At 64.8% G+C, this 12,417-nt stretch carries 11 protein-coding genes and 1 riboswitch; of the genes, 2 read left to right on the top strand and 9 right to left on the bottom strand.

Going from position 1 to position 12,417, the window contains the following annotated elements; all coding sequences use genetic code 11:
* Window positions 1–255 precede the first annotated feature (255 nt).
* Window positions 256–1,074, top strand: coding sequence for a class I SAM-dependent methyltransferase (locus SR858_RS24555; RefSeq protein ID WP_019923531.1), 819 nt, complete (start codon window positions 256–258; stop codon window positions 1,072–1,074).
* A 33-nt stretch (window positions 1,075–1,107) separates the two neighbouring features.
* Here the strand turns inward: SR858_RS24555 and SR858_RS24560 are convergent, their stop codons facing one another.
* From SR858_RS24560 to SR858_RS24590, 7 genes are read right to left on the bottom strand one after another with little or no spacing between them, the layout of a single operon-like run.
* The gene (locus tag SR858_RS24560; protein WP_019923532.1) at window positions 1,108–2,178 is read right to left on the bottom strand and encodes a protein-glutamate methylesterase/protein-glutamine glutaminase; all 1,071 of its coding nucleotides are present in this window, start codon (window positions 2,176–2,178) and stop codon (window positions 1,108–1,110) included.
* Window positions 2,175–2,993: a CheR family methyltransferase gene (locus SR858_RS24565; RefSeq protein ID WP_019923533.1), complete on the bottom strand. Its 819-nt coding sequence runs from the start codon at window positions 2,991–2,993 to the stop codon at window positions 2,175–2,177. The genes SR858_RS24560 and SR858_RS24565 overlap by 4 nt, the downstream gene beginning before the upstream one ends.
* Window positions 2,990–3,523, bottom strand: coding sequence for a chemotaxis protein CheW (locus tag SR858_RS24570; protein WP_322534080.1), 534 nt, complete (start codon window positions 3,521–3,523; stop codon window positions 2,990–2,992). Before SR858_RS24570 ends, SR858_RS24565 begins: the two co-directional genes overlap by 4 nt.
* A gap of 14 nt (window positions 3,524–3,537) precedes the next feature.
* Window positions 3,538–5,775, bottom strand: coding sequence for a chemotaxis protein CheA (locus tag SR858_RS24575; RefSeq protein ID WP_019923535.1), 2,238 nt, complete (start codon window positions 5,773–5,775; stop codon window positions 3,538–3,540).
* A gap of 10 nt (window positions 5,776–5,785) precedes the next feature.
* Window positions 5,786–6,079: an STAS domain-containing protein gene (locus SR858_RS24580; RefSeq protein ID WP_019923536.1), complete on the bottom strand. Its 294-nt coding sequence runs from the start codon at window positions 6,077–6,079 to the stop codon at window positions 5,786–5,788.
* Window positions 6,076–6,444 carry a response regulator gene (locus tag SR858_RS24585; RefSeq protein ID WP_019923537.1) on the bottom strand — a complete coding sequence of 123 codons (369 nt, stop codon included), beginning with the start codon at window positions 6,442–6,444 and terminating at the stop codon, window positions 6,076–6,078. The genes SR858_RS24580 and SR858_RS24585 overlap by 4 nt, the downstream gene beginning before the upstream one ends.
* 16 nt (window positions 6,445–6,460) lie before the next feature.
* Window positions 6,461–7,633, bottom strand: a complete 1,173-nt coding sequence (locus SR858_RS24590) for a methyl-accepting chemotaxis protein (protein ID WP_019923538.1) — start codon at window positions 7,631–7,633, stop codon at window positions 6,461–6,463.
* A 467-nt stretch (window positions 7,634–8,100) separates the two neighbouring features.
* On the opposite strand from SR858_RS24590, the gene SR858_RS24595 reads away from it, so the two are divergent.
* Window positions 8,101–8,649, top strand: a complete 549-nt coding sequence (locus SR858_RS24595) for a Crp/Fnr family transcriptional regulator (protein ID WP_019923539.1) — start codon at window positions 8,101–8,103, stop codon at window positions 8,647–8,649.
* A gap of 2 nt (window positions 8,650–8,651) precedes the next feature.
* On the opposite strand, the gene SR858_RS24600 is transcribed toward SR858_RS24595, so the two are convergent.
* Both SR858_RS24600 and SR858_RS24605 read right to left on the bottom strand, forming a co-directional pair.
* Window positions 8,652–10,259 carry a serine hydrolase gene (locus SR858_RS24600; RefSeq protein ID WP_019923540.1) on the bottom strand — a complete coding sequence of 536 codons (1,608 nt, stop codon included), beginning with the start codon at window positions 10,257–10,259 and terminating at the stop codon, window positions 8,652–8,654.
* Between the two features lie 4 nt (window positions 10,260–10,263).
* Entirely contained in the window at window positions 10,264–12,114 is a 1,851-nt protein-coding gene (locus SR858_RS24605) for a M1 family metallopeptidase (protein ID WP_019923541.1), read from the bottom strand.
* A 129-nt stretch (window positions 12,115–12,243) separates the two neighbouring features.
* A riboswitch (yybP-ykoY riboswitch) is annotated at window positions 12,244–12,417 on the top strand.

The raw sequence follows: 12,417 nt of genomic DNA on the forward strand, positions 1-12,417 counted from the left end.
CTTGTGGGATGGTTCGAGGTTTCCCTGATTCGGGCCAGCCGCCCTGGGCAACAGAAAGGCAATATTAGCGCCTGATTAACGATAGGGATAGCAATATGTATGCCATCTGCCACAGCGATACACTGCGTTACAAGCGGCGCCACACTTGTGCGTTTTTTACGCGGGCGCCGATTCGCTTGACCTGCGTGCGCTCCTCGCCCATGATCGCGCAGGGCGGCCGCACGGCGCCGCCATTGACCCCTCAGGAGACCGAGTATGAAGAAATACCTCGTGGCCGCTCTGGCCTGCACCACGCTGTTCGCCGCCGCCGGCGCCTCGGCGCAGGCGGTGGATGCGAAGCTCAAGGACGCCATCGGCGCCAGCTCGCGCACGCCCGCCAACGTGCAGCGCGACGCCGCCCGCCATCCTTACGAGACCCTGGCCTTCTTCGGCATCCGCCCGAACATGACGGTGGTGGAACTGTCGCCGGGCGCTGGCTGGTACACCGAGATCCTGGCGCCATACCTGCGCGAGAACGGCAAGCTGATTGCCGCCGGCAACGACCTGGCGTCGCCCAACGAGCGCGAACGCAAGGGCGCCGAGCGCTTCATGGAGCGCCTGAACGCCAATCCGGCCGTGTACAACAAGGTGGCGCTGGGCGTGTTCTCGCCGCCGCGCAAATACGAGTTTGCACCAAATAACAGCGTCGACATGGTGCTCACGTTCCGCAACATCCACAACTGGATTCCGACCGGCCCGGACAACCTCAAGGCGCTGTTTACCAGCGTGTACGACAGCCTGAAACCGGGCGGCGTATTCGGCGTGGTGGAGCACCGCCTGCCGGCCTCCAAAACGCAGGACGCCACCGCCAGCAGCGGCTACATGCACGAGAAGTACGTGATCGGCCTGGCCGAAGCGGCAGGCTTCAAGCTGGCCGCCAAGTCGGAGATCAATGCCAATCCCAAGGACACGGCCGACCACAAGAACGGCGTGTGGGCACTGCCGCCCACCTTCACCAACAAGGATGAAGACCGCGCCAAGTACCAGGCCATCGGCGAGAGCGATCGCATGACGCTCAAATTCGTCAAACCGTAAGTGTTATGCCGGCCGGGGATGCTCCCCCCGGCCTCAGCCCAGCTGCTGCAAGATCTCGCGGTAGATTGCCGTCAACGGCACCGATTTTTCCACCGCCCCGCGCTTGACCGCCTCCTTCGGCATGCCGTACACCACGCACGACGCCTCGTCCTGCGCCACGGTGCGCGCGCCCGCCTTGAGCATCTCCAGCAGGCCTGCCGCGCCGTCGTCCCCCATCCCCGTCATGATCACGCCCAGCGCATTGGCGCCGGCCGCGCGCGCGGTCGAGCGGAACAGCACGTCCACCGATGGCCGGTGGCGATTGACCAGCGGACCATCGACCACCTCGACAAAATACTGTGCACCATTGCGGCGCAGGAGCATGTGCTTGCCGCCGGGCGCGATCAGCACCTGGCCTTGCAGCACGCGGTCGTTATTGGCCGCTTCCTTGACGCGCACCTCGCATACGCTGTCGAGCCGCGCAGCAAAGGCGGCGGTGAATTTCTCAGGCATGTGCTGCACCACCACGATCCCGGGGCAAACACGCGGCAGCGACGTAAGCACTTCTTCCAGCGCCTGGGTGCCACCGGTGGAGGTGCCGATCGCCACGATCCGTTCGGTGGTCGCGGTCATGGGTCGCGTATCGCCCAGCGACAGCACCGCATCCGCATTGAGCTTGGCGGTTACCGGTGGCAATGGCGCATGGTGCGCGGACTTGACCACGTGGGCGCCGGCAGCCGTGCGCACGGCCGATACCAGTTCGTCCGAGCTGTCGTACAAAAACTGCTTGAGGTCCAGGCGCGGCTTGGTGATGACGGCCACGGCGCCAGCGGTCAAGGCTTCGACCGAGGTCTGCGCGCCCTTCTCGGTGAGCGTGGAGCAGATCACCACGGGCGTGGGCCGCTCGGCCATGATCTTGCGCAGGAACGAGATGCCGTCCATCTTCGGCATTTCGACATCGAGCACGATGACGTCGGGCCACTGCATCTTCATCCGCTCGATCGCCAAGAGCGGGTTGGCCACGGCATAAGTGACGGTGATGCCCGGCGCGGCGTTGAGCAGCCCGCTGAGCACCTGCCGCACCACGGCCGAATCGTCGACGATCATGACCTTGATGTCGTTCATTGCTGGTCCTTGCGATACACCGATGGCGCCACCGGCGACAGCGTGTCGTTGATGTCGTTCAGGGTTTCCGAATGCCCGATCAGGAAATGGCCACCGGGCCGCAACAGCGCCAGCAGGCGCGCCACCACCTGGCGCTTGGTGTCGAGATTAAAATAGATCATTACATTCCGCAGGAAGATCACGTCGAACTGGCCCAATGCGGGCAGCGCCTGATTCAGGTTCACCTGCTGGAATTGTACCCGCTGGCGCAGCGGGCGCTCGATCAGCATGGTGCCCTCCTCGCTGCCCTGGCCCCGCAGGCAAAAACGCTTCAGGTAGCCGATCGGCATCTGGCTGGCGCGTTCGAGCGGATAGTGGCCGTTGCGCGCCCGTTGCAGCACGCGGGTGCTGATGTCGGTGCCCAGCACTTCCCAGGCGGCGTCGCCCAGCACGTCGGCCAGCACCATGGCGATGCTGTAGGCTTCCTCGCCGCTGGAGCTGGCCGCGCTCCACACGCGCAGCCCGCGGCCCCGGCCGCGATCGCGCGCGTCTTCCGCCAGTTGGCGCAGCAGCTGGAAGTGCTTCGGTTCGCGGAAAAAATAGGTTTCATTGGTGGTGAGCAGGTCGATCGCCACTTGCAGCTCGGCCGGGTCACTGCGGCTTTGCAGCAGCCGCAAATAGTCGCCGTAACTGGCCAGCCGGTGGTGCGCCAGGCGCTTGGCCAGGCGCCCGCTCACCAGCGCCTGTTTGCCGTCCGACATGCTGATGCCGGCGGCGTCGTAAATAAAGCGCTGGAACTGGGAGAATTCGCGGTCGGTCAGGGCTGCTGCGGTCATGGGCTGGCACGGGAACTGGCCGTGGCCAGCGGCACGGCATGGCGGGAGAGTTCCACCACCTCGCCGGTGGACAGCACCCGTTCGAGCGCCAGCAGGATCACGAAGCGCCCCTGGCATTTGGCGATGCCGGCGATGAAGTCGGCGCGGATACGGGCCCCGAACGGCGGCGCCGCTTCGATGTCGGCCGGTTCGATTTCCACCACCGCGTTCACCGCATCGACCATCATGCCCAGCACCTGCTTGCCTTCGCCATCGTCGATCTCGGCGATGATGATCGACGTGCGCTTGCCGATGGCCGCCACGCCGCGCCCGAAGCGCGCCGACAGGTCGATCACCGGCACTACCGCGCCGCGCAGGTTGATCACGCCGCGCACGCAGTCGGGCATCATCGGCACGGTGGCGGTGCCCGCGTATTCGATGATTTCCTTGACGTGCAGGATGCCGACCGCGAACCGTTCCTCGCCCAGCAGGAAGGTCAGGTACTGGGTGGGCAGGGGCTCGGCGCCGTGCTTGGTGATGGCAAGGTTCATGGCGGTGTTCTCCATCAGACGGCCAGGGCAGGCAATGCGGGGGCGGCGGCGCCACGGCCGTCCACGGCCTGCAGCAATGCACCGACGTCGAGTATCAGCGCCACGTCGCCGCTACCGAGGATGGTGGAGCCGCTGATGCAGCGCACTTCGCTGAAGATGGGACTGAGAGGCTTGATCACGGTCTGGAATTCGCCGAGCAGCATATCGACCACCAGCCCCGCGCGCACCTTGCCGAAGCGCAGCACCACGATGCTCTCGCGCCGCGTGGGCGCGCCGGCGATATGGAACAGCGAGCGCAGGCGGATAAACGGCAGCACCTGGCCGCGCAGGTTGCTGTAGTCCTGCCCCGGCTCGGCGGCGAACTCGATGCATTCCTCGATGGTGTCGAGCGGGATCACGAACACGGACGACCCCACCTGCACCAGGAAGCCGTCGATGATGGCCAGCGTAAGGGGCAGGCGTACGGTGACGGTGGCGCCCTGCCCTTCAACGCTGCGGACATCGACGCTGCCGCGCAAGGCGGTGATGTTGCGCTTGACGACATCCATGCCCACCCCGCGCCCGGACAGGTTGGTAATCGTCTCGGCGGTGGAAAAGCCGGCTTCGAAAATCAGGTTGTAGATTTCGGCATCGGTGAGCTTGCGCTCCGGATCCACCAGGCTGCGCTCGATGGCCTTGGCCAGGATTTTCTCCTTGCGCAGGCCGCCGCCGTCGTCGCTCACTTCGATCACGATGCTGCCCGATTCGTGGAACGCGTTCAGCGTGATCATGCCGCGCGCCGGTTTGCCGGCAGCCACGCGCACGGCGGCCGGCTCGATGCCGTGGTCCATGGCGTTGCGCACCAGGTGCATCAGCGGGTCGCCGATCTTCTCCACCACCGTCTTGTCCAGTTCCGCATCCTCGCCATCGACCGCCAGGCCGATGTCCTTGCCCAGCTCGCGCGCCACGTCGTGCACCACGCGCTGGAAGCGGTTGAAGGTGGCGCCGATTTTCACCATGCGCAGTTCCAGCGCGGCGTCGCGCACCTGCTCCACCAGGTTCGATACCGTGGATGTCGCTTCCAGCAGTTCGGCGTTGTGCAGGCGCAGGCCGATCACGCTGGTGCGCGCGCCGGCGATGATCAATTCGCCCACCAGGTCGATCAGGCGATCGAGCTTGTCGGAATCGACCCGGACCGAGCGGTTTTCCTGGGCCTTTTGTTCGACCACCTGCTTTTGCCGCGTGAGCGCCGCCTCCACCACCACCGGCGCCACCTGGCCGGCAGCGACCAGGATGCTGCCCAGGCGCTGCGGCGCCTCCTGCGCCGGCTGCGCGCCCGCTTTCCCCTGCGCCTCCGGTGGTTGGGATTGCTGCGACTGCTGCGCCAGCGCCGCTGCCAGCTCGGCGGCCGTCACGCTGCCGCACTGCACCAGCATTTCGCCCAGTCGGGCCGGATTTTCCGGCAGCGCGCGGATCAGTTCCACGTACTCGGACACCTTGCCGCGCGGCGCCACCAGGCGGATCTCGCAGTCGTCCTGCACGAATTCGAACACGCCCAGGATCGCCGCGCGGTCGGCCGTGCTCTCGAAGGCGATCTCGAAGCCGAGATAACAGAGTTCCGCGTCCATCTCGTCGGCCGCCGGCAGCGCATCGGCCACGGTGGCCATGCCGGCGATGCGGCCCAGCCGCGCCAGGTAGCGCAGGAACGCGATCGGGTCCATGCCGTTTTGCAGCACGCCGGCGCCGAACCGCAGCGAGATATGCCAGTAGTCGCTGTCGCCGTCACTTGCCTCCTGCCCCATGCGCTCCACGTCCGGTTCCGGCCGCACTGTCAATGACTGCTCCGCCAGCGATTGCGCCGGTTCGTCACCTGTGCCCATGCGCCGCCGCAGCTGCAGCAGCAGGCGTTCGCCCTCGGGTGCGGTGTCCGGGTCGGCCTCGTATTGGCCCGCCGCCAGGCCGTCGGTCATGCTCGACAGATGGTCGCAGCAGGCCAGCAGCAGCGCCACCATGTCGTCGTCGATCACCGCGCGGCCGTCGCGCACGGCGTCGAGCAGGCTTTCCACCACGTGGGTGAACGCCACCATGTGATCAAGGCTGAACAGGCCAGCCGAACCCTTGATGGTGTGGGCGGCGCGGAAGATGGCGTTGATCGCCTCGCCCTGGTCACCCAAATCCTGGGACAGGTCGATATTGAGCAGCGCGTGCTCCATGTCGGCCAGCAGCTCGCGGCTTTCGGTGATGAAGGTTTGCAGCGCCTGGTCCAGGTTCATGGTGGACTCCTCAACTGTGGATCAGGACGGCGTCGCCGAAGAACGCGCCCAGGTTCAGCATCTCCACCACGTCCACCACGGCCGGGCTGTGGTTGCGCAGCCGCAGCTCGCGCTGTTCGATGGTCGCGGTGCGCTTGGCCAGCATCAGCACCTGCAAGCCTGCCGTATCGAGTTCGGTCACGCCGGCCAGGTCGATTTCCAGCACCGGCGCTGCGCGCAGCGCATGAAGGACTTCAAGCTTTAGATCGGCGGCGCGGTAGATATTGATCTCGCCGCTCCAGGCCAGGTGGCCGATATCGCTCACGGCAGCACCAGCTTGGCGACGGCGCCCAGCAGCACCTCGGGCTTGAACGGCTTGACCACCCACGCCTTGGCGCCAGCAGCCTTGCCCTCTTCTTTTTTACTTTCCTGCGATTCGGTGGTGAGCATGATCACCGGCGTAAACCGGTAGCTGGCCAGCTTCTTGAACTCTTTGACAAACGTGATGCCGTCCATATTGGGCATGTTCACGTCGCACACGACCAGGTGGATCTTCTGGCCCGTGCACTTGGTGAGCGCGTCGGCGCCGTCGCGGCCTTCGATCACGTCGTAGCCCGCGCCCTTGAGCGCGATGCCCACCACCTGGCGCAGCGAGGCCGAATCGTCAACCACCAGTATCGTCTTTGCCATGCTGTTTCACCCCGTTCTAGAAAAAAGTGATCTCGTCGGCATCCGCCGCCTTGGGCGCCACGTGGCGCGAGCCGCCGTGCACCGCGTGTTCCTCGGCCATGGCGTAGGTGCTTTTCAAGGCGTCGAGCAGCGGCGCCGGGTCGGGCGCCAGCAGTTCGCCGGTGGCCTCGTAATGGCGGCGGTTTTCTTCCAGTACCGTTGGCATCAGTGCGAGGTTTTCGCGCACGTGCGACATCACCTGGCTCACGCGGTCCTGGAATTGCAGCTGCACCAGCGCCTCGCCCACCTCGCCCTGGATGGCGAGGCTTTCCTGCTTGAGCAGGTCGGACGATTGCACCAGCGCGTCGGTCATGGTGCGGAAGTCGGCCAGCACCGAGTCGATCATGCCTTCGGCCGACTGCATGCTCTGGTCTTCCGCGTCGCTGGACGCCTCGGCGGCCTGGCTGGCGGCCAGGATGGCGCTGCTGATCTGCCCCACGCGCTGCGAGATATTGCGGCCCGTCTCGGCCGAGCGGCTCGACAGGTGGCGCACCTCCTGCGCCACCACCGCGAAGCCGGCGCCGGCGGGACCGGCGCGCGCGGCCTCGATGGCGGCGTTCAGGGCCAGCAGATTGGTCTGGGCGGCGATGCTGGCCACGCCTTCGGCCATGTCGCGCAGCTCGCGGGTAAAGCGTTCCAGGTCGCGGATCTGTCCCAGCATGGCCTGCTTGGACTGCATGGCCGACTTCATCGACGCCACCACGGACGCCAGTTGCGAAGCGCTGTGCGAGAACACGGCCGTCATCGACTGCCCGCCCTGGTTGCCTTCGAGGCTGGAGACGTGCAGCGCGTGGTCGAGCTTATCGACGATGCTCGAAAAGCGGGTGGCCAGGTCGGCCACCGCGTCCTCCATTTGCGTCCGCGAGTTTTCCATGTGGCGGCTCCACACCGGCAGCACCGCCGCGCCGAACGCATCGCGCCCGTGCAGGTAGCGCCCTATCATGCTGTCGCCGCCGGGCGCCTGGCCACCCACCGCCGGTCCGAACGCACACCATGCGGCGCCGGCCAGCAGCAGCGCAGCCCACAACACGGTGTACCAGCCCCATGCGGTCCAGCCAGCCACGATGGTGCCCGCACCACCCGCCGCCGCCAGTGCGAACGGCGCAAACAGTTGTTTGAAGCTTGCTTCGACTCCGAAAATCGTCTTCACGCGATGGCACCCCGCTCCGGCAGCAAGCGCCTCAAAAGGGGGGCGCCGAGGTCCCACTCTAGCGCAATGCCTGGTAAATGTTGCTTAAAATTTTGAAACGAACAGGGGCGCCACAGCTAGCTGTTGCAGACTAACAACCGTGAAACGGCGCCTTATGGTGACTAGCAAAATGGGATGTTTGGTGCGGCGCCGTGGCGGCGTGCCTGCCCGGATTTCACCTGGTTTCAGGTGACACTCTTGGTCATTGCCCACGCTGGGGAATTAATGCTAAATCGCAACGATATTTGCACTTTTGACTCAAAAAAGGTTTACACTGCTGGCTGCCTTTTTGCTACCCACCCAGCGAAAGACCCATCACACCAATGCCGGCTAACCCGGCCGCGCCATAGAATATGAACCAGGCATTCCTAGATCACCGGGCAAAATACCGGCAAGTGCTCGCCGAGCGTTTTCGGGTATCCCCTGAAATGTACGACGAAATTTCACGCCTGATGGCGCCATTGGCCACGCATATCAGCGTGCGCAAGGGCGAGCAGCTGCAGCGCAGCGGCGAAGTGGTGCAGTACATCCACTGGCTGCACAGCGGCGTGGCGCGCGCCGGCTTCGTGCCCGACAACGGCAGCGAAGTGACGCTGTACTTCCGCACCGACGGCCACCTGGCCGTGTCGCACGACGACGTGCTGCGCGCCATGGGCAATGCACCTGCACACAATTTCGTGGTGGCGGAAACGGCGGTGCAGGCGTACCGCTTCGACTGGCGCGCGCTGTGGGCGCTGGCCGAGCAGCACTCGGTGCTGCGCGATTACTACCTCAAGGTGTCGGAGTGCGGCATCATGGACCAGAGCCGCCGCCTGTACCTGAGCGTGTGCCCGGCGCAGGGCCGGCTCGAAGCGTTCCGCCGCGACTACCCGGGCCTCGAGCAGCGCATTTCGCAGAAGGTGGTGGCGTCGTTCCTCGGGATCACGCCGCAGTACATGTCGCAGCTGTTAAGACAGGATGCGGCGCTGGCCCGCTAGGGTTACTTTTTCGCCTTCGGCTTGAACTCCAGGTCCTGGAAGTCGTAGCTGAAATCGGTCTCGGTCGATATCGGCGCCATCTTCATGCGGTCGATGCTGGCATCCGGGTTGAGCGAGAACGTCACGTAGGCGTCGGCGTTGAAGTTGCGCTCCTTCCAGCGCACGATGAAGGTGTCGTGCTGGAAGTGCTCGAGTTCCCCCGTCAGATCCGGCGTGCGCGTAAACCGCATGATGCGTTTGCCGTTCTCTTCGCCGATGGTCGCCACGCCGTACCACGCATCCTCGTATTCGCCGTCATACGCCGCCAGCGGCAGCGATGGCTGCGACTGCGCCGCGCGCGCGGTGGTGGCCTTGGCCTGGCGCTCAAGCTCTTCCTGGCGCGTTGCCGCCTGCTGGTCCGCGTACAGCTTGATCCAGTCGCTGGCCGGCACCTTCAGGTACTGGTCCAGCATGCGCCAGTACAGCGCCGCCATGGCCGGGCTGTTCTCGGCGTTGGTCAAAATGGCGATGCCCAGCTTTTCTTCCGGCACCATCAGCACCGTCGAGTAAAAGCCCTGCAGCGCACCGCCGTGCATGGCGATCTTGCGGCCCTTGTAGTCGCGCAGCGAGAAGCCCAGGCCATAGGCGGCAAAATTGGGCTTGGTGGCAGCGAGCGCCGGTTTCGGTTCGCGGATGCGCATCGGCGTTTGCTGGCTCCACAGCTCCTCGACCTGCTTGGCGCTGACCAGCTGCTTGCCGTCCGCGCTTTTCCCCTGGTTCATGAGCGTGATCATCCAGCGTGCCAGGTCCTCGGCGTTGGTGTCGATACCCACCGCGCCGTCGGCGTTCGGCACCGGCATCGGCTTGACCACGGCCGCCTTGCCGTCGATCAGGCTATGCGGCGCCGAGTGGTTGGCGGTTGCCAGCATCTCGGCCACGCTGGTCTTGGTGCCGTTCATGCCCAATGGCGCCAGGATGCGGTCATGGATAGCCTGGCCCCAGGTCTTGCCGTCTTTTTCGGCGATGATCTTGCCGGCCACGATGTAGAGCAGGTTGTCGTACGCGTAGCTGTTGCGGAAGCTGGTTGCCGGCTTGACGTACCGGAGTTTGGCAATGATCTCGTCGGTGGAGAACGCGGTACTCGGCCACCACAGCAAGTCGCCCGCGCCCAGCCCCAGGCCGCTGCGATGGGTGAGCAGGTCGCGGATGGTCATCACGCCGGTCACGTACGAGTCGTACATCTGGAAGCCCGGCAGGTGCATGGTCACCGGGTCGTCCCATTTGAGTTTTCCTTCATCCACTAGCATGGCCAGGGCGGCGGCGGTGAAGCCCTTGGAATTGGACGCCACCTCGAACAGCGTCTTGCCGTCCACGGGCGCGGGTTCGCCCAGCTTGCGCACACCGTAACCCCTGGTGGCTACTACTTTGCCGTCCTTGACGATGGCAATCGCGATGCCCGGCACATCGAACGTCTTCAATGCCAGGTTGACGTCGGCGTCGAGGTTGTAGGCGGGGACCGGCGCGGCTTTGGTCGCGGCAGTTGCCGGCGCCGCCAACACGGGAACGGCGCCACCGAGCGCCACCAGCGCCAGCGCCATCGCGCTGGCATTGAACAAACGAACAATCTTCATCGGCTTATTTCTTGAACTGTTTATCGACCGATGCCTGCGTCACCGGGTGGTAATGGTCGCGCGCCTTGGCGTACACGCTGCGCGCCCACTCGGCTTGCGCCGGTTGTTTCAGCAGCGCCGTGTACAGCGGCACCACGAACTTCTGGCGGCCCACGCTCATGAGGAATTTGGTGAGCGGTTGGCGCACGTCGTAGCCGGCCTTGACGGACGCCAGGTAGAAGCGGAACGCGATTTCGTTGTTGCCGCTTTTCGCCAGGCCGAAGTTCTGGTCGAGGTCACGCAATTGCGCCGCCGTGGCCTTGCCGTCGATGTCGTTCAGGAAGTGCATCCATTCGAGCGCGATCCAGCCCTTGCCATTGAGGTCGGCCGTGGGCAGTTCGCCGCGCAGCCAGCTGTTGCGCTGTTCGTCCAGTGCCGCCAGGCGTGGCGAGGCCGCGCGCACGGCATTGGCCGGAATGCCGGCGCCGTACAGCCACTCGTCGAGCTCCACCTGCGCCATGTATTCGGGATGGGCGTCGAGCAGGTTCTTTTTCAGGTAGTCGACGAATTCGTCGGTGGTGGCCGACTTGAACGCATGCGAGTCGAACCAGCCGCGCAGGAACACATCGAACGTTTCGCGACCGGCGCGCTGTTCGAGCGTGCGCAGGAACCAGGCGCCCTTCGGATAAATCAGGCTGCCGTCCGAGTACGCCGACGGATCGACGTCCGGGCCGCGCGTGGCCAGCGCCTGCCTGGCGGCGGGGATGGTGGCCAGCGACGCCAGCGCCTCTTCCTGCTCCACTTGCAAATTCATCTCGGCGATTTCCGGACCGTAGATTTTTTCCACGATGCGGGTGGTGACGTAGGTGGTAAAGCCTTCGTTGAGCCACATGTACTTCCACGAGGCGTTGGTCACCAGGTTGCCTGACCACGAGTGCGCCAGTTCATGCGCGATCAGATCGACCAGGCTCTTGTCGCCGGCGATCATGGTCGGCGTGAGGAAGGTCAGGCGCGGGTTTTCCATGCCGCCATACGGGAACGACGGCGGCAGCACGATCATGTCGTAACGCTCCCACCGGTACGGGCCGTACAGGCTTTCGGCCGCTTCGATCATTTTCTCGGTGTCGGCCAGCTCGCTGGCAGCCGCTTCGATGCGCGCCGGTTCGGCATACACGGCCGAACGCGGGCCCAGCGTGCGCACGTCGATCTCGCCGATGGCAATGGCCAGCAGGTACGATGGAATCGGCTGCGTCATCTTGAACTTCCAGCCGCCCTTGCCGGTGGCGGCAGGGTCGTTGTCGGCGCTCATGAGCACGCGCAGGCCGGTCGGCGCGTCGATGCGCGCGCTGTAGGTGAAGCGCACGGCAGGCGTATCCTGCACCGGCGCCCACGAGCGGGCGTTGATGTCCTGCGACTGGCTGAACATGAACGGACGCTTGCCCGACATGGTCTGCGCGGGCGCCATCCATTGCAGCGCGGCGGCCGACGGCGCGGTGCGGTAGTACACGCGCACCTTCTGCGGCTGGAACGGCAGCGCGATGCGCAGGGCGCGTCCCTTTTGCAGGTCGAACTTGTCGAGCATGTACGACGTGGAGGTCCAGCGGCCGTTCGGGTTCAATACCTGCACGCGCGAGATACTGAGTTCTTTCGTGTCGAGTACCAGCGTGCGCGAGGTCTTGTCGATCCAGTTCAGCGTCAGTTCGGCATAGCCGGACAGGGTCTTGCGGCCGAAATCGGCCTTCAGGTCCAGATACAGGTCGCTGGTGCGCACCTGGTCGTAGCGGGCGTAGCTCAGCGGGTCGGCGTGGGCGACGGTCACGCCCAGCGACATCAGTGCGGATAGCACGACCGCGGACAAGGTCTTCTTGATTTGCATGGTGATCTTTTCTATGTAAAGGGGGCCTGTTAGCATCAAGCGCGAAGCAGAATAGCATAGCCATGTATCCGTAATGTGTACAGCGGCGCTGCCAGGCTTGCAAGGTGCTAACTGGGCTGTGCTATCATGTCGGCCGTAAGTGGGGAGTAGTCGGCCCGCGCCTCCTGGCGCAGGAATTTGCATCAACATGATCGGTCCGCAGACCGTGGTGCAAATGGTTGAAAAACTTGACGAGACCATGATCGAAGCGCGGCCATAGTGGGCCGGGGACGCGCTTTGGATCATAGGTTCTTATCAGCCGGC

This window comes from Duganella zoogloeoides (assembly GCF_034479515.1).
Taxonomy (GTDB): Bacteria; Pseudomonadota; Gammaproteobacteria; order Burkholderiales; family Burkholderiaceae_D; genus Rugamonas; species Rugamonas zoogloeoides.